This is a genomic window from Allobosea sp. NPDC055594 (assembly GCF_053618995.1).
Map to the genome: position 1 here is coordinate 132187 of NZ_JBSHIO010000006.1, position 15897 is coordinate 148083.

General features: G+C 60.1%; 14 protein-coding genes. 7 read left to right on the plus strand and 7 right to left on the minus strand.

The genetic code is table 11. From position 1 onward, the window contains the following. Positions 1-523: 523 nt before the first annotated feature. Both ACWGRX_RS14170 and ACWGRX_RS14175 read left to right on the plus strand, forming a co-directional pair. Positions 524-2572 (plus strand): hypothetical protein, encoded by a 2049-nt coding sequence (locus tag ACWGRX_RS14170; RefSeq protein ID WP_452118056.1) that lies wholly within the window; start codon positions 524-526, stop codon positions 2570-2572. Then, positions 2569-3789, plus strand: coding sequence for a hypothetical protein (locus tag ACWGRX_RS14175; protein WP_452118057.1), 1221 nt, complete (start codon positions 2569-2571; stop codon positions 3787-3789). The genes ACWGRX_RS14170 and ACWGRX_RS14175 overlap by 4 nt, the downstream gene beginning before the upstream one ends. A 235-nt stretch (positions 3790-4024) precedes the next feature. Here the strand turns inward: ACWGRX_RS14175 and ACWGRX_RS14180 are convergent, their stop codons facing one another. The 5 genes from ACWGRX_RS14180 to ACWGRX_RS14200 form a co-directional block, all read right to left on the minus strand. Then, positions 4025-5263, minus strand: coding sequence for a hypothetical protein (locus ACWGRX_RS14180; RefSeq protein WP_452118058.1), 1239 nt, complete (start codon positions 5261-5263; stop codon positions 4025-4027). Between the two features lie 413 nt (positions 5264-5676). Beyond that, positions 5677-6990, minus strand: coding sequence for a tyrosine-type recombinase/integrase (locus ACWGRX_RS14185; protein ID WP_452118059.1), 1314 nt, complete (start codon positions 6988-6990; stop codon positions 5677-5679). Positions 6991-7146: 156 nt separating this feature from the next. Continuing rightward, entirely contained in the window at positions 7147-7626 is a 480-nt protein-coding gene (gene rpsI, locus ACWGRX_RS14190; RefSeq protein WP_291636425.1) for a 30S ribosomal protein S9, read from the minus strand. A 2-nt stretch (positions 7627-7628) separates the two neighbouring features. Then, positions 7629-8090, minus strand: coding sequence for a 50S ribosomal protein L13 (gene rplM / locus ACWGRX_RS14195; protein ID WP_066474843.1), 462 nt, complete (start codon positions 8088-8090; stop codon positions 7629-7631). A 288-nt stretch (positions 8091-8378) separates the two neighbouring features. Then, positions 8379-8789 carry a PaaI family thioesterase gene (locus ACWGRX_RS14200; RefSeq protein WP_452118060.1) on the minus strand — a complete coding sequence of 137 codons (411 nt, stop codon included), beginning with the start codon at positions 8787-8789 and terminating at the stop codon, positions 8379-8381. Between the two features lie 105 nt (positions 8790-8894). Here ACWGRX_RS14200 and ACWGRX_RS14205 point away from each other — a divergent pair, with 105 nt between their 5' ends. The 3 genes from ACWGRX_RS14205 (at position 8895) to ACWGRX_RS14215 (ending at position 11832) form a co-directional block, all read left to right on the plus strand. Then, positions 8895-9707, plus strand: coding sequence for an enoyl-CoA hydratase (locus tag ACWGRX_RS14205; protein WP_452118061.1), 813 nt, complete (start codon positions 8895-8897; stop codon positions 9705-9707). Between the two features lie 111 nt (positions 9708-9818). Continuing rightward, complete coding sequence (locus ACWGRX_RS14210) at positions 9819-10349, plus strand: CoA-binding protein (RefSeq protein WP_452118062.1); 531 nt, start codon at positions 9819-9821, stop codon at positions 10347-10349. 205 nt (positions 10350-10554) lie between these two features. Further along, entirely contained in the window at positions 10555-11832 is a 1278-nt protein-coding gene (locus ACWGRX_RS14215) for an O-acetylhomoserine aminocarboxypropyltransferase (protein ID WP_452118063.1), read from the plus strand. Positions 11833-11949: 117 nt separating this feature from the next. Here the strand turns inward: ACWGRX_RS14215 and ACWGRX_RS14220 are convergent, their stop codons facing one another. After that, positions 11950-13023, minus strand: coding sequence for a COX15/CtaA family protein (locus tag ACWGRX_RS14220; RefSeq protein ID WP_452118064.1), 1074 nt, complete (start codon positions 13021-13023; stop codon positions 11950-11952). A 127-nt stretch (positions 13024-13150) separates the two neighbouring features. On the opposite strand from ACWGRX_RS14220, the gene ACWGRX_RS14225 reads away from it, so the two are divergent. Then, positions 13151-13357 (plus strand): DUF2842 domain-containing protein, encoded by a 207-nt coding sequence (locus ACWGRX_RS14225; protein WP_291649874.1) that lies wholly within the window; start codon positions 13151-13153, stop codon positions 13355-13357. Positions 13358-13438: 81 nt separating this feature from the next. Here ACWGRX_RS14225 and ACWGRX_RS14230 read toward each other — a convergent pair whose 3' ends face one another. Beyond that, positions 13439-14491, minus strand: coding sequence for a polysaccharide deacetylase family protein (locus tag ACWGRX_RS14230; protein ID WP_452118065.1), 1053 nt, complete (start codon positions 14489-14491; stop codon positions 13439-13441). 159 nt (positions 14492-14650) lie between these two features. Here ACWGRX_RS14230 and ACWGRX_RS14235 point away from each other — a divergent pair, with 159 nt between their 5' ends. Then, positions 14651-15883, plus strand: a complete 1233-nt coding sequence (locus ACWGRX_RS14235; RefSeq protein WP_452118066.1) for a GNAT family N-acetyltransferase — start codon at positions 14651-14653, stop codon at positions 15881-15883. Positions 15884-15897: the final 14 nt, after the last annotated feature.

Genomic DNA, 15897 nt, shown 5'->3' on the forward strand with positions numbered 1-15897 from the left:
GGTGTAACACAACAGCATCCGCTTGTAAAGGTGCTTTAGCACCTTTACAAACCGCACGACGGTCAGAGCTCGCCTATTGCGTTTGCAACTTGCACAAAATTAACTTGATACTGACGAGAGCTGGACGAGGGTCCCCGGGGGGTGTCAATTTGGCCATCAGAGCAGTCATATCGCAAGACGAGCCCAAGCCCACCGACAGGCTAGAAGACTTCTGGGTGGGAGACCTCGAAATCGATGGCGACGACGGCGCGGGCGTTACCGTTAGCGGAATAGTCTCCACGCTTTCGGGAATCGACGCAGCAACTTGGTATCGACTGTCCGACTTTGTCGAGGCCGTCGAAAGTACCTCTTGGAACGAGCTTGAGGAGCAATGGACGTCCCTTCAAATAGAAGAGGACTCCGTCAAAGGCTCCTACTCAACTCCAATTCAAGTTCGAATGAGCGACGCCGTTAGCTCAATCTGCCGGGAAACGGCATCATTCCTTAAATCGTTCAACGATGATAGAATTTGGATTCGCTTCGAATGACTGTTTTTTTATCTCAAAGGGAGTTCTCTTCTCATCCTGAGAATCGTGATCTTCCACCGGGTCAATATTTTGTTGAGTACAATGACACCTCGCACCTCAGCAAAGATGAGTGGAGGCGCATAATTTCTGTATCTATTGAGTCTGACGGATCACTTCTGGATGATAGTGACTTTCATTTCAAACAGAAGGTCGACATAGATCGAAAATTCACAGAAATTACAAAATCAAAGCCATCAAAATTATCACAATCTGAGAATTCAGGAGAAATAATCACCTCCAACCAAGGCGATAAGATCGTCGACATACTATCGCAGAGTTTTTTGAGAACAGGAATTCTTGCGCCGAATATAAACACACAGACCGCAATACAAATTTGTGAACTTATTAAATCAAAAGGCGTAATCTTAATACCAGATACGAACAGTTTGTGCAATGGAACATTGCATTGGCTTCTTCGAGTATTAAGGGGCAGCTCAGTCTGGATTCTTCCTTTTGTTATGTCTCTTACCCAAATGCAGCAGCGAGAGGCTAATTTGAAAAGTCTCGCGCGAAATACGCGAGCATCCAATTTATCACAGGCGCTACGCTCACGGACTATGGTTAGCGCAGGGCTCGGTCTTCTAGAGCGGAATCGTCATCGCTACCAAGTTCTCGAACTCGACCCGTCACTCCTTCGGTATATGCGCGCCGGAGGGAAAAATGGATTCGACCAGGATGAGGGTGATGTACTTGAAGATCGTCTGCTTATCGAAGGCGTCCATGCGATCTTTCGGAACTCACGGACTAGAACCACACAATTGGTCGTTACTTCAGACGTTCTTCTTGCGCGCGTGCTCGGAGCCGAGGGCATTCCTTATATATGCCTGCCAGTTCCCGCAGTTAGCGAGCATGAGATACTGAACGTCCGCTACGACCCTTGGGCTCGAACCTACGTCGGCGCATCCCTGTCGGCTCAGCTATGGGATTTAGCGCATACATTCTCGGCGGTTCGCCTGACGGCCTCCGAAAAGTCCACTTCGCGCTTTTCACTCTCCTGCTACTGGGCTGGGAAGCAGCCACAGGACTGGACGGCGGAGCATTTGGAGTTGAAGAGCTTCAGCCATCCTACATCGTCGTTGGCCAAACCTCTTGGTGAGGGCGACGATGCGAAGGAGGCAATGCCTGCCGACAAGCCAAATGAGTCAACGTCCCAGCCCCAGCCATCGGCTGATATCCCCACCCCACCACCTGCAATAGCAGCTGGATTCTCGTCGGCGTCACTCCCTCAAGCTTCCCTGCAATCGACGTTAAGGATCGCCGGCCACATCTATAACTCGGGAGCAGCTGCTGTAGATTCCTTTATTTCAGACACAATCAGCCGTCACGGCGGGTCAAAGGGGAACATTCAGCGTAGCCTTGAGATACTGCTACGATCAAAAATTATTCAGTTTGACGGGGTTAGGATAAGTCCAACAGACGAACTAGATAGACTTGATTCCAATATTAGATCGTCGGACTTGGATAGCGTAAGCCAACAGCTTGAAAACTTTGAACCATATCGCTTATTGCTAAATCTTATTCGAGAAAGCGGCATTGTTGGACGTGACGACATTCACCCAGCGTTGGAAGCCGCTCTTCGAGAATCAGTAGCCCACGAGGCCGCCATTCGCTTGGTTCGCTATCCAATCCTGCTCGGACAGTGCTGGACAGATGGAACTGTCTGGCGAGATGGATCAAGTCGGCCTTCGGATGATGAGTTCGTCGAGGCATTTGGAAAGGCCTACGACGTCGTCGCAGGTGACAACATCGCAAAAATCTCCGATTTTTTGCCGGAGCTATGCCGAACCTTCCGCCTGTCACCGTGGGCCGCACAGCGTTTGGCACAGCGTCACGCTAGAAGGCTTTCAACGAGCTATTCATTCCAGTATGCCGTCGGTGGTAAGCCATCGAGCATAGACCAGGTCCTGACGGGATCGTTGGTCGACCTACACGAGATTCCAGTCCCTATGGACAGGATCGAAATTGGAGGCAGACCCGTTTTGACAGTCGGAAGGGTCAAAGAATGAGCTCACTCGCAGAGCTTTTGGGCAACGTTCCCGAGACTCGTCATCAGGGCGACCCCTTTTTCGCGCAGTACGGGTTTCAGAGGAATCCGTTCCCGGCGGCACGGACGATCATTGAGCAAGTTCTCTATAATCAGGTCGAAGCCCGCGACAAGTTCGTTGGCTTGGTTCGAGACGTACTCAGCTCCGATGCCCCACAGCGTCGGGCTATCGGAGTTATGGGAGGCACGGGCGGAGGAAAGACTCACTTTCTTCGCTACTGTCAGCACCAGATGCGCGAGTATCGCGTTCAGCTCAAGCGACCGTTTGTGGTGGCAGAGGTCCTCGCAGGCTCGACATCGGCTATTCAAGTGCTGCGTGAAATTTTGCGAGAGGCTGACGAGACCGCAAGGCTCGCCGGCGAGTTTGATCTAATTACTGCGATCATTCGAGCCGCCGAATCTCCCTTCGATTTCAGCATCGTTCGGCAGCCCGAATTAAGAGCTGTGTTGGAGCTTCTATATTCGTCAACGCAGGGCGGTTTTGTTCCTCCGGATCGAGACCAGAAGATGGGCTTCGAACCGCTCCGCGATCTCGCTAAGAAATGGCTGAACGGCGCCCCGCTTTCGCAGACAGAAAAGCGCTACCTGGGCGTATTCTCAAGATTGGGAAGCGCGGCGATGATGACGCGCTTTGTTGCCGAACTGTTTTCGCTCGCAAGAAAAAAAGACCTTATTGAAGGCGTAATGCTGTGCATCGATGAAATTGAGACCCTTTTTTCCGGAAGCTTTAGCTCATCGAAGGTACAAGGATTTTTACAAGACCTTAGATATTTTTTCGACGAAGCAGTTCGCGGACAAGAAGGATACTCTCTTCTCGTCATGTCTGCTTCAACACCGTTTGGTACAGCAAATCTAAGGAATTACAATTATCCTTTATACCAGAGACTTGGATTCGAAGAAGGAACAAGAGCAGAACTTAGACCAATATCGAATATTCATGAGGTTAGAGAGATTGCACAATTATATATCGACTATGAAATAGATCGAGCACAACTGAGAAAATCCTCAAACCGCAAGCAGATTGTTACGGATATCGACCTTGAATCTGCTTACGGGTCGGCCGCATCTACAGATAGGCAGTCTCATTCCGCACCGGTTCAGCGTGTAAATCAGGGGCAGCTTTTGCAGGCGCTTCACGAAATCGTTGAGCTAAAGCGGCAAGGCGCGCGTGACCCGTGAACGCATGGAGCAGAGAGTTCCTCTGCTCCATGCCTTGTGCCTACTCTGCTGTCCGATGCATTCGCTTCGAGGTTGCCCCTCGAAGACCCCTCACCCTCGATTGAATCCGCCGGAAGGATGCGAGGAGCCGCCGGTGCAGAGGGCCGACGATTGCAAGCCGTGACTTCGCTGATCACGCCCGCCACAATCGCTATGGCGATGCAGTCATCGAACTCAATTAAACACCAGCCAAACCTCAAAAATCCTTCTTGAGTTGACTGGCGGCTGGGCCATTGCCCATCGCGCTTAGGATGGCCTCCGCCCCCGATTTAACCATCGCAGATGCGCGTGCACAGCTCGGCGCAGCCTTCCGTCTGTCGCTGGGAAGGCTAAACCCGCCCATTGAATCAACGCTCTCAATCATTTTCAGCTGCGGACCAAAATCGGCATCGTACAGGGTGCTTGCCGCCTCTTTCCAAATCGTATCAGTATCTATTCCCCTTGTTTTGACAGTTTTATCAACTTCAGCCATAGCCCTCTTCACTTCCACCGGGCTATCTGCATATTCCTTGATAATATTGCATATCTTTGTTCGAAACATATACAACTGATACAGAGTCTTTACTGCATTTACCTCACCCTCAACGGCACCTTTTTTTAGCCGTTCGGAGCTAGATTGCTCAGACGAATCTGATGGTGATGGTTTTTCTGGCTTTAGTGCACTTGGAATAGGGCTTGCCACCTTCTCCCTACTCGAAGCTTTAGGGCTTGCGACGCTGGGTGCTTCCACCGGTGGCCTCACAGGATCAGAGCTTGGAGGCACGCAAACGGCTCGCCAGACCGCGAGCGCTTCTCCTACCAGCTTCTGCCCCTTTCTCTGCTTCTCTTCGTCCGCATCCGATATCTCGACCGTCTTTGATTTCTGGGGCCAGTAGACGGTAGGCACGCTATCCGAACAGTAGACAAACATCGTCTCTGCCGGTGTTGCGCGCCCAACCACCAACCGAACCAGCCCTCGCATCGGAGCAAGCCCTGGATCGGCTTGGACCTCTGCGATCTGCTCAGCCCCCTCGACGAGGAACGACAGCTTGCTGGAAGTCAGTTGCTGCCTTCCGTCCACGCCGCGCTTTGAGAAGCGCCCAAACTGCTTTCGGCAGCTCGCGAACCAAACTCCATAAGGCAGAACTTCCGCCTGCGACGGCCGCCCGCCAAGAGAGATTTCCGTCTTTCTGTCAGCTTGATCAACGACGTGCGGATTGCCCGGATTGCAGTTCGCCAGAAACTCGACGTCCCTTGCTAGGCCCTCGTTCGTAATAAACGAGACTTTGACATCGCGAATGGCCCCAACGCCCGCACTCTCGTCGCTCAGTAAGAACGCCTCCCAGTAGAAACCCTGCCTACCGCCACCTGCGATGTAACGAGGTTCATTTGCCGCATGCGTCGCCGACGTAGCAACACAGGCCACGATTAAGGCAGCTTTACGGGCAACGAACATAATCGAACCCGCCTTTTACTTTGATTTCGTTTCTAGATATTTGTTCAATATCGATGTTACGTCGCTCCGTTTCTCCCTCCGCTTCGCATATAGTGCTTAAAGCGAACGATGAACCTGTCTTTTTTACAGACCGAATCCGACAACTAGCTTCATAAGACTCGACTTCATTCTTCCGAATCATGAGAATTCTCTCATCGGACGAGTCCTTGATGGCTTTGCAGCTTACGCCTTTTCCGACCCAGTTGCCGACGATGGGGGTAATCTCCTGCGAATAAGACGGCGCCCCAAGCAGAAAAGAAGGAACAATGGCAAGTGACAGAAGTCTAAAAATCTTCATTTTTCCCCCCGACAGGCAATAATTGATAACGCCCCATCACTTTGTTCAACATGGCAGAAAGGTAACTCAGAGACAATTAAAGGTATAAGCCTTTTCTGCTTTGGTCGGCATGAAGCTTTCCACCCAACTTGTCCGCTATGTCGGGGTTCGGAATATGTCGGTAGTGCCTAAATAAAATCGTCGGCGAAGTCCCCATATTCGAAGCTAAATCATCGAATTCTAATCCGCCATATCGTATTCTAAACGTAGCATACGTGTGCCTCAGACTGTATATTGTTCTATCCTTTCCAAACCGGCTCTTCAGTATGCCTATTTTTTTTAGAATTGATTTAAAAGTCTTTCCAAAATTATCGACAGCCTCGCCCTTTTGATTGCAGAATATTAAATCATCAGGCTGAGTATGGTTCGAACTTGCTTTGAGCCGCTCAAGAAGCATCGGCACATTCCTCAAGGGCACACACTCACGCGCACCCGTTTTCGTGTCGGGCGCGATATGCAAGATGACATTGGCGTTGCCCTTGGCATCCTGATGGTTCGTGACGTCACGCCACCTTAACTGCCGCGCCTCGTTAGGTCGCAGGCCGCTTGAACACATAAAGACGACGTAGTTTCGCAGAAGCTCGCGCTGCCACCGGTGAAGCTCATGCGGGCCCTTCCTCGCGGAAATTCCGTCCTGCGGAGCCCCTTCTCGCACCCACTCGCGGAGAAACCGATATAGCGACTTCCATTCTTCCAACTCGAATGCAGGCCGCCTTTCAACCCCCCTGCCCGTCTTGATTCTTGGGGGCTTTAGCTCTGGAAGGCGATTGATCATGCCATTTCGATGCGCCCAGCCTAGAACTTGCCCGAGCACAGTGCGCTCCATATCGAGCGTTTTCTGAGATGGCGTTTTAGCGACATTTCCAAGCTTCTGCTTGTAAGGACGCTTTGCAGTGGTGCGCGACCTGGAGGCCTTTGCGATTTTCGCCTCGCCTTCCTCCGAACGCCAATAGCTGATGCGCCATGTCCAATACTGCGCAATCAGTTTGTCGTTGATTTCTCCAACCACCTTCTGACCCAAGAACGGCAACAGGTAACGCGTTGCCGTTCCTGTGATGTACCGCTTGCGGTGCAAAGACAGCGAATCTTGATGCGCCTTAAGCCAGCGATCCCAAATGGTTCGAAACGAATGGGCGCCAATCTCCTCCCCATGGCGGACCTTGTACCGGAGGTCGTCATAGAGGTCTTCGGCAAACTCGCGAGCCCGATCCAATGACCGATGCTTGGTGGACTTCACCACATAGTCAGAGACGCCCTCAACCGATAGGCGCACATGATAAATTCCGCCCCCATTACGCGTGTATAGGACGATGCGCCCGTCCCGGAGCACATGCTTGTTTTCATAAGCCATCCCAGCCTCACCCCTAACGGATCATGTCCGGTAGACGTCAAAAACTGAGACTGGAATCTCTGACACGTCAAGCCGTTGCCAAGGTTGTGTCAATGAAAAAAGGGGGTTGGCATTTCTGCCAACCCCCTGATTTGTAGACTCTTTTGAAGAGTGTAATTAGCGCTTCGAGAACTGGAAGCTGCGGCGAGCCTTGGCCCGGCCGAACTTCTTGCGCTCGACGACGCGCGCGTCGCGGGTCAGGAAGCCTTCCTTCTTGAGCGGGCCGCGCAGCTCAGGCTCGTAATGGGTCAGAGCCTTGGAGATGCCGTGGCGCACCGCGCCGGCCTGGCCGGAGAGGCCGCCGCCCTTGACCGTGACGACGACGTCGTACTGGGTCAGGCGATCGACGATCTGCAGCGGCTGCTGCAGGATCATCCGCAGCACCGGGCGGGCGAAATAGACTTCCTGATCACGGGTGTTGACCGTGATCTTGCCGGTACCGGGCTTCAGCCAGACGCGGGCGATGGCGTTCTTGCGCTTGCCGGTGGCATAGGCGCGGCCATGGGCGTCGACCTTCTTGACGTGCACAGGAGCCTCGGGCTGGGTGCCCTTGGCGACCTGGCCGAGCTGATCGAGCGACTGCAGGACTTCGGCCATCGTCAGACCCTCGCATTCTTGCGGTTGAGCGCCGAGACGTCGAGGGCCTCAGGCGACTGGGCGGCGTGCGGATGCTCCGAACCCTTGTAGACACGCAGGTTCCCGAGGATCTGGCGGAACAGCGGGCCGCGCGGCAGCATGCGCTCGACCGCCTTCTCGACGATGCGCTCCGGGAAGCGACCCTCGAGGATGAAGCGCGCCGAGCGCTCCTTGATGCCACCCGGATAGCCGGTGTGGTGATAGTAGTTCTTCTGCTCGCGCTTGCGCCCGGTCAGAACCACCTTCTCGGCGTTGATGACGATGATGTTGTCGCCGCAGTCGACATGCGGGGTGTAGGCGGCCTTGTGCTTGCCGCGCAGACGCATCGCCACCACGGAGGCGAGACGGCCGACGACGAGCCCGGAGGCATCGATCACAACCCACTTCTTTTCGACATCGGCGGGCTTGAGCGAGATGGTCTTCATCGCGGCACCCTTCGGCTGCTTGAAAAAGGACAAGCCGCCGGAAGGCCGGCGGCGGTGTGGGGCGGTGGATAGGCGGCAAGCCTCGCCATGTCAAGCGGCGATAACGCCGATATCAGCCAAAAAAGACATTGTTTTCAGCGCAGTGCCGGAAACGGTATTTAGATACCGCACTCAATGCCTCAGCGTCATGACCGAGCTTGACCGGACCATCTCTGCAACCAGCGAGATCCGGTCAGGAGATTGCCGGATCTCCGCTGCGCTCCGCCCGAGAATGGCGCCAAGTCAGCGCTAGCTCGGGATCGAATAGGTGCCGGTGGCGTGGCAGACGATCTCGCTCTCGCCCTGCGAGTAGAGGGAGACCTCGCCAATGGCGAGCCGCTTGCCGAGCTTGAGGAGCCTCGCCTCGGCGATCAGCGCCGCCTGGCCGGGCTTGCGCAGGAAGTTGTAGTTCAGGCTGGTGGTCACCGCGAGGGCGACCGGGCCGATCTGGGCGAGGATCGCGACATAGAGCGCGAGATCGGCCAGCGCCATCATGGTCGGGCCGGAAATCGTGCCGCCCGGCCGCAGATGCCGCTCATGATAGTCGCAGCGCATGCGGGCGCTGAGCGGCCCGACCTCCTCGACGAAATAAGTCCGCCCGCCATAGTGGAGCTGCGGAAAGATCCGATCGAGATAGGCCTCGATCTCGGAGGCGCTCATGCGTGTCGTCATCGTGCGGAAAACCGAAAGCTGGCAGGACGCTACGCCCCTTGCAGCATGGCCGCCGCACTCCGACAATAGGCGGAACATCGAAAGGCCCATGCCATGAACGCCCATATCCGGCCCGAGGCCGCGCCGGTTCTGCTCCGCCAGGATGCCGACGGCATCGCCACGCTGACGCTGAACCGGCCGCAGGCCCGCAATCCGCTGAGCGAAGCGATGCTGGCAGCGCTCGCCGAGAGCTTCACCACCATCGCCGCCGACCGCAGCATCCGCGCCGTGGTGCTGACCGCCGCCGGCCCGGTCTTCTCCGCAGGGCACGATCTCAAGGAGATGAGTGCGCGGCGCGCCGATCCGGATCGCGGCCGCGCCTATTTCGCCGACATTCTCGGGCGCTGCTCGCGGGTGATGCAGCAGATCACCGCCCTGCCCCAGCCGGTCATCGCCGCCGTCGAGGGCACGGCGACCGCGGCCGGCTGCCAGCTCGTCGCCAGTTGCGACCTCGCTGTCGCCGGTGCGGAAGCGCGCTTCAGCACGCCCGGCGTCCATATCGGCCTGTTCTGCTCGACGCCGATGGTGGCGCTGTCGCGCAACCTCTCGGCCAAGCACGCCATGGAGATGCTGCTGCTCGGCGAGATGGTCCCGGCGCAGGATGCCGCACGGATGGGGCTGGTCAACCGCGTCGTCCCGGCCGGCGAGGCGCTGGCGGGGGGCCAGGCGCTTGCCGCGATCATCGCCTCGAAATCCGCGGCGACGGTGAAGACCGGCAAGCGCACCTTCTATGAGCAGCGCGAAATGGGGTTGAAGGCGGCCTATGACCATGCCAGCGCCGTGATGGTCGAAAACATGCTGGCGCGCGACGCCGAGGAAGGCATCGGCGCCTTCATCGAGAAACGGCCGCCAGTTTGGGAGCGATGATCGCCTTGGCGCGCGCCGGCCGGGCTTGACCCGCCTCGCCGATGACCGCTATCCGCCGACCCCCGGACTTCGCGGGCCTTGCACCCTGTTTCGACCGAGAATGACGAGACAATGGACCACGAATCCTACGCCGACAGCCTGATCCGCGACATCCTGAAGAGCGTGAAGCGCATCGCATTGGTCGGCGCCTCCGCCAACGAGGCGCGCCCGAGCTGGATCGTCACCAAGTACCTGCTCGACCGCGGCTATGAGGTGATCCCGGTCAATCCCGGCCTCGCCGGCCAGACCCTGCTCGGTAGGGCCGTCTACGGCTCGCTGAAGGACATTCCCGGCCCGGTCGACATGGTCGAGATCTTCCGCAACTCGGAAGCCGCCGGCCCGATCACCGACGAGGCGCTGACGCTCGATCCGCTGCCGAAAGTGATCTGGATGCAGCTCTCGGTGCGCAATGACGAGGCCGCCGCCCGGGCCGAGGCGAAGGGCCTCACAGTAATCATGAACCGCTGCCCGAAGATCGAATATGGCCGGCTCTCCGGCGAGATCGGCTGGCAAGGCATCAATTCGCGCATCCTCTCGTCGAAGAAGCCGGCGCTCGCCGGCAAGGGCTTCCAGAAACTGACAATCAACCGGCCGGGGACATAACTTCATCTCGGCCGCACCGGCTTGAAGGCGGTGCACGTTGCGGCCTGCCTCCCAACTCGTCCCGGGCGAGCGAGCTGGTGCTGAAGACCGGCATCAAGCTCGGCGCGTCGCGCCTGCAGCCCGCCGGCATCCGAATTGACGGCGACGAGAGCGTTCTTTAAATCGAACGACTTGTTCGAAGACAGAATTTTGCAGGGAGCACGCCATGACCGATCGCATTCCGGGTTTCAACACGCTCGCCATCCATGCCGGCGCAGCCCCCGACGCGGCGACCGGCGCACGCGCGACGCCGATCTACCAGACCAGCAGCTTCGTCTTCGACGATGTTGACCACGCCGCCTCCCTGTTCGGCCTGCAGGCCTTCGGCAACATCTACAGCCGCATCGGCAACCCGACCAATGCCGTGCTCGAGGAGCGCGTCGCGGCGCTGGAAGGCGGCACCGCGGCGCTCGCCGTCGCCTCGGGCCATGCCGCCGAGTTCCTCTGCTTCCACGCTCTGCTGCAGCCCGGCGACGAGTTCGTCGCGGCCAGGAAGCTCTATGGCGGCTCGATCAACCAGTTCAACCACTCCTACAAGAATTTCGGCTGGAACGTGATCTGGGCCGATTCCGACGATCTCGAAGCCTTCGCCGCGGCGGTGACGCCGAAGACCAAGGCGATCTTCGTCGAGTCGATCGCCAATCCGGGCGGCGTCATCGTCGACCTCGCCGGGATCGCGGCGATCGCCAAGAAGCACAACATCCCGTTCATCGTCGACAACACGATGGCGAGCCCCTATCTCATCCGCCCCTTCGAGCACGGCGCCGACATCGTGGTGCATTCGGCGACCAAGTTCCTCGGCGGCCATGGCAACTCGATCGGCGGCCTGATCGTCGACGGCGGCTCGTTCAACTGGGTCGGCGACGAGCGCTATCCAATGCTCTCCAAGCCGCGGCCGGAATATAACGGCATGGTGCTGGGCGAGACCTTCGGCAATTTCGCCTTCGCGATCGCGACCCGCGTGCTCGGCCTGCGCGACATGGGCCCGGCCCTCTCGCCCTTCAACGCCTTCATGATCCTGACCGGCATCGAGACCCTGCCGCTGCGCATGCAGCGGCATTGCGAGAACACGCTGAAGGTCGCGACGCACCTCGCCCAGCATCCGGCGGTGGCATGGGTCAACTATGCCGGCCTGCCCGCCAACAAGTACCATGCCCTCGCCCAGCGCTATTGCCCCAAGGGCGCCGGCGCGGTCTTCACCTTCGGCCTGAAGGGCGGCTATGACGCCGGCGTCAAGCTGGTCTCGAACCTCAAGCTGTTCTCGCACCTCGCCAATATCGGCGACACCCGCTCGCTGGTGATCCACCCGGCCTCGACGACGCACCGCCAGCTCAGCGACGCGCAGAAGACGGCCTCGGGCGCCGGGCCGGAGGTGGTGCGCCTCTCGATCGGCCTCGAGGATGTCGAGGACATCATCGCCGATCTGGAGCAGGCGCTCGCCTGAGCCGGGACGACGAAACCGACCTAGGGATGGCCGGCCTCGCGCCGGCCATTTTCATTTCCGCTCACAAAGCGCGTTCAGAGTGGGACCTCCCCTGCCGCGGCAGGCCTGACAGGCGGGTCAGGCGCCTTCCGGACGCAGGCCCTGCTCGGTGCGGGTGACATGAACCACGCCCATCGCCAGCACGGCGAAGCCCAGCGCCTGATGGGCGAGCCCCGCCCAGAGCGGCACCACCAGCAGCAAGGTCACGATCCCCAGCGCCGACTGCGCCAGCACGAGGCCGGTGATCGCGCCGGCGCGCTTGGTGCCGCCGGAACCGGGAGCGGCGCGGCGCAACGCGAACAGGTGCCAGAGCGCCAGCGCCAACAGCAGATAGGCGCCGATGCGGTGGTTGAACTGCACCAGCGCGACGTTGTCGACGAAGTTCTCCCAGAGCGGGCTGCCGGCGAACAGCGTCGAGGCCGGCGGCATCAGGGCGCCGTCCATCAGCGGCCAGGTGTTGAAGGTGAAGCCCGCCTTGGAGCCGGCGACGAGTCCGCCGAGCGCGATCTGGACGAAGAGCATCAGGAGCAGGAACCGGGCTCCCGCCCGGCCCCGGCGCGGCTCGACCCGGCGCAGCGGCGTCAGCCAGGTGGCGTAGGCGACGACGCTGGCGAAGAACAGGCCAGCGAAGGTGAGATGCAGGGTGAGCTTGACCGGGGCGACCGCGACCATGCCGGGCTCAAGGCCGGAAGCGACCATGATCCAGCCGATCGTGCCCTGCAGGCCGAGTAGCAGGCCCATGCCGAAGAGCAGCGCGACCTGCGGCCAGGGCAGCAGGCGGCGCAGCGCCACCACGAAAAAGCCGGCGAGATAGAACAGGCCGATGAAGCGGCCGAGCTGGCGGTGACCCCATTCCCACCAGTAGATGAACTTGAAATCGGCCAGAGCCATGCCGACGTTCAGCAGCTGATATTGCGGACTGGCGCGGTACTTGTCGAATTCGAGCGCCCAGGCGGCATCGGTGAGCGGCGGCAATGCGCCGGTCACCGGGCGCCATTCGGTGATCGAGAGCCCGGAACCGGTGAGGCGCGTCGCGCCGCCGACGACGATCATCACGAAGACCAGGAAGGCGGTAGCCCAGAGCCAGCGGCGGATGCCCGGATGACCGGAAGCGGCGGCGGCCAGCCGGGGATGTTCGAGCGCGATCGTCACGGAAGCGGGACCTCGGGTCGCAGGTGAAAGGCCGGAATGCGCTTCACAAGCGCGGCGTCGGGTGACAGATAGTCCGGCGGGCAAGCCCGAACAACGCCCGCAATGCCGCAGCCGGAAAGCAGATCCCATGACCCAAAGCCATCGCAAGCTCGTCGGCACGGTGGTGATCCTGGTCTTTGTCTGCGTCTACGCGCTCATCGCCATGGCCCTGGCGCAGGGACGCGTCACCGAAGCCTCGAAGCCGGTGCAGACCATCGTGTATATCGTGCTCGGCCTCGCCTGGGTCCTGCCGCTGCTGCCACTGATCAAGTGGATGGAGCGCAAGGACGGCTAGATCGCCTCCTGGCCGGAGCGCAGCGCAGAGCGGGGAAGCTTCGGCTGGAGAGGCCCGGGGCAGGCCCGGGCATTACGCCGCTCAATCGACATTCAGCTTCCGGCCCCGGTTCCAGAGCAGGAATGGTAGCCCCGACAGCAGCGCCCTGAGCGCCGCCTCGTTCTGGTGCAGCCCGTTGAGCGAGACGCGCGGCAGCGCGTAGAGGTGCTCCGCATGTTCGGGGAAGAGGTGTCCCGGTCGCGTCGTCACGGCGCTGGCGAAACCGGCCTCCTTCGCCAGGGCGAATTCGCACGGGCCGGCCGAGCCGGGGTCGCCGACCGGATAGGCGAAATGGCGGATCGAAAGGCCGAGCTTCTCCTCCAACCAGGCCTTGCTCGCGACGATCTCGCGCCGCGCCACCTCCTCCGGGTGCTTCGCCAACATCGGATGGCTCATCGTATGGGCGCCGAGGGTGACGCCGGGTGCGCCGGCGAGCGCCCGCAGCGTCTCCAGCGGCAGGCATTCGCGCTCGACCAGCGCGACCGGGTCGACGCCGGCCTGCCGCGAAAGATCAGCGATCGCCGATAGCAGGCTCGCCTCCGGCCCCTTGCGCAGGCGCCAGTAGAGCTGGTCGAAGGCCTTCTGCTTCTCGGCGTCGGTGCCGGCGGGCGCACTGAAGCGGTCATCGGGCAAATCGAGCGCGACCTGCGGCAAGGCGCGGATCGCCTCCTCCAGCTCCAGCCACCAGAGCCGCGCCGTGCGCTCGGCGAAGCCCGGCGTCACAAAGAGCGTCCAGGGCGCCTGATGCCTGGCCAGCACCGGCCAGGCATGATCGAGATTGTCGCGATAGCCGTCGTCGAAAGTCAGGGCGACGAAGAAGCGACCGGGCCTGGGATCGGCGAGCCGTGCCGGAACCTCGTCGAGCGGGACGATGTCGTAGCCCTCGGCCCGGATCAGCCTGATGGCGCGGTCGAGGAAGCCGGACGTGATCTCGAGCAGGCGATTGGGCTGGAAACCGCCGTTCCGGGCCGGACGGACATGATGCAGCATCAGCACCGCGCCCCGCCCTTGGGCGAGCCCCCGGCCCCAGCGATCGGCGCCGGTCAGCGCGATCGCCTTGAAGGCGGCGGAAAAAGCCTTGTGACGCCAGCTCATGCGGTTTCCAGATTCTTCCGGCTCATCGACGTGCCCGATTCAACCGATCGCTAACGCTATTCGGCAATCGCAGGATGCAACGCCCGCACAGTGGCAGCTCCGTTCACAATGCCGGGTTAAGGAAGGACGTCGCGGCGAAAACAGGAGCCTGATCGCGGAATGTCTGCCCTCGCCGCAAGCGCATCGGAGCTGCCGGCCGACGCTGTCTCACAGCAGACGGGCATTCGCGGCTGGAGCCGGATCTGCGTCAGCAGCGAAGTTGGCGAGCCCGAGGCCGATTGGCGCCTTCTCGAAGCCACCGGCCTGACCACGCCCTATCAGGCCTATGACTGGATCCGCCCCTTCATCGAGACGGTCGGCCGCGCCAGCGCGATGAGCTTCCGCTTCGTCCGCGTCTGCGATGGCGAGGGTAAAGCCCTCGCCTTGCTGCCACTGGTGATCACGCGCCGGCACGGCACCCGCTTCGCCGAGTTCATCGGCGGCAAGCACGCCAACTACCATATGGGGATCTACCGCCCGGACTTCGCCGAGGCCCTCGACGCCGACATGACGCGGCTGCTGCTGTCGGAGATCGGCGCAGCCATCGGCGGGATCGACGCCTTCGTCTTCGTCAACCAGCCGACCCATTGGCAGGGCATCCACAACCCGACAGCCAGGCTCGCCGCCGGTGCGAGCCCGAGCCCCGCCTACAAGCTCGCCCTCCAGCCGAACGACTGCGACGGCACCTTGCGCCGCTCGATGAGCAAGCATGCCCGCAAGAAGCTGACCACCAAGCGCAACCGCTTCGCCGAATTCGGCCCGTCCGAACTGGTGCAGGCGCAGGATGAACCGACGGTCGAGCGTGTGCTCGATGCCTTCCTGGCCCAGAAGGCAGCGCGCTTCGCACAATTGCGCCTGCCGGACCCATTTGCCGACCCGGCGATCCGGGCATTCCTGCGCCAGGCCGCGTTCGGTTCGCCCGGCAGGCCGCCGGTGGTCGAGCTCTATTCGCTGGATCTCGACGGGCTCTCGGTCGCGACCTATGTCGGTGCCGTGCAGGGCTCGCGCTTCTCCGGAATGGCGACCTCCTTCGACCTCGACACCGCGGCCGCACGCACCAGTCCCGGCGAATTGCTGCTGGTCGAACTGATCAAGCGCAAATGCCGGGACGGTCTGACGATGTTCGACCTCGGCGTCGGCGAAGCCCGCTACAAGACGACGATCTGCGATGATCGCGACGACCTCGTCGACACCTTCCTGCCTTTGACCGGCAAAGGCCGAGCCTATGCCGGCTTCAGCCGCTTCAAGCGAGCACTGAAGCGGCGAATCAAGGCCTCGCCGCTCGCATTGAAGGCGTCGCTGCGCGTGCTCGGCTGGCTCAGGCGCCGCCCCGGGAACGTGCCTGAGGACTGACGGAAGGCCGCCCT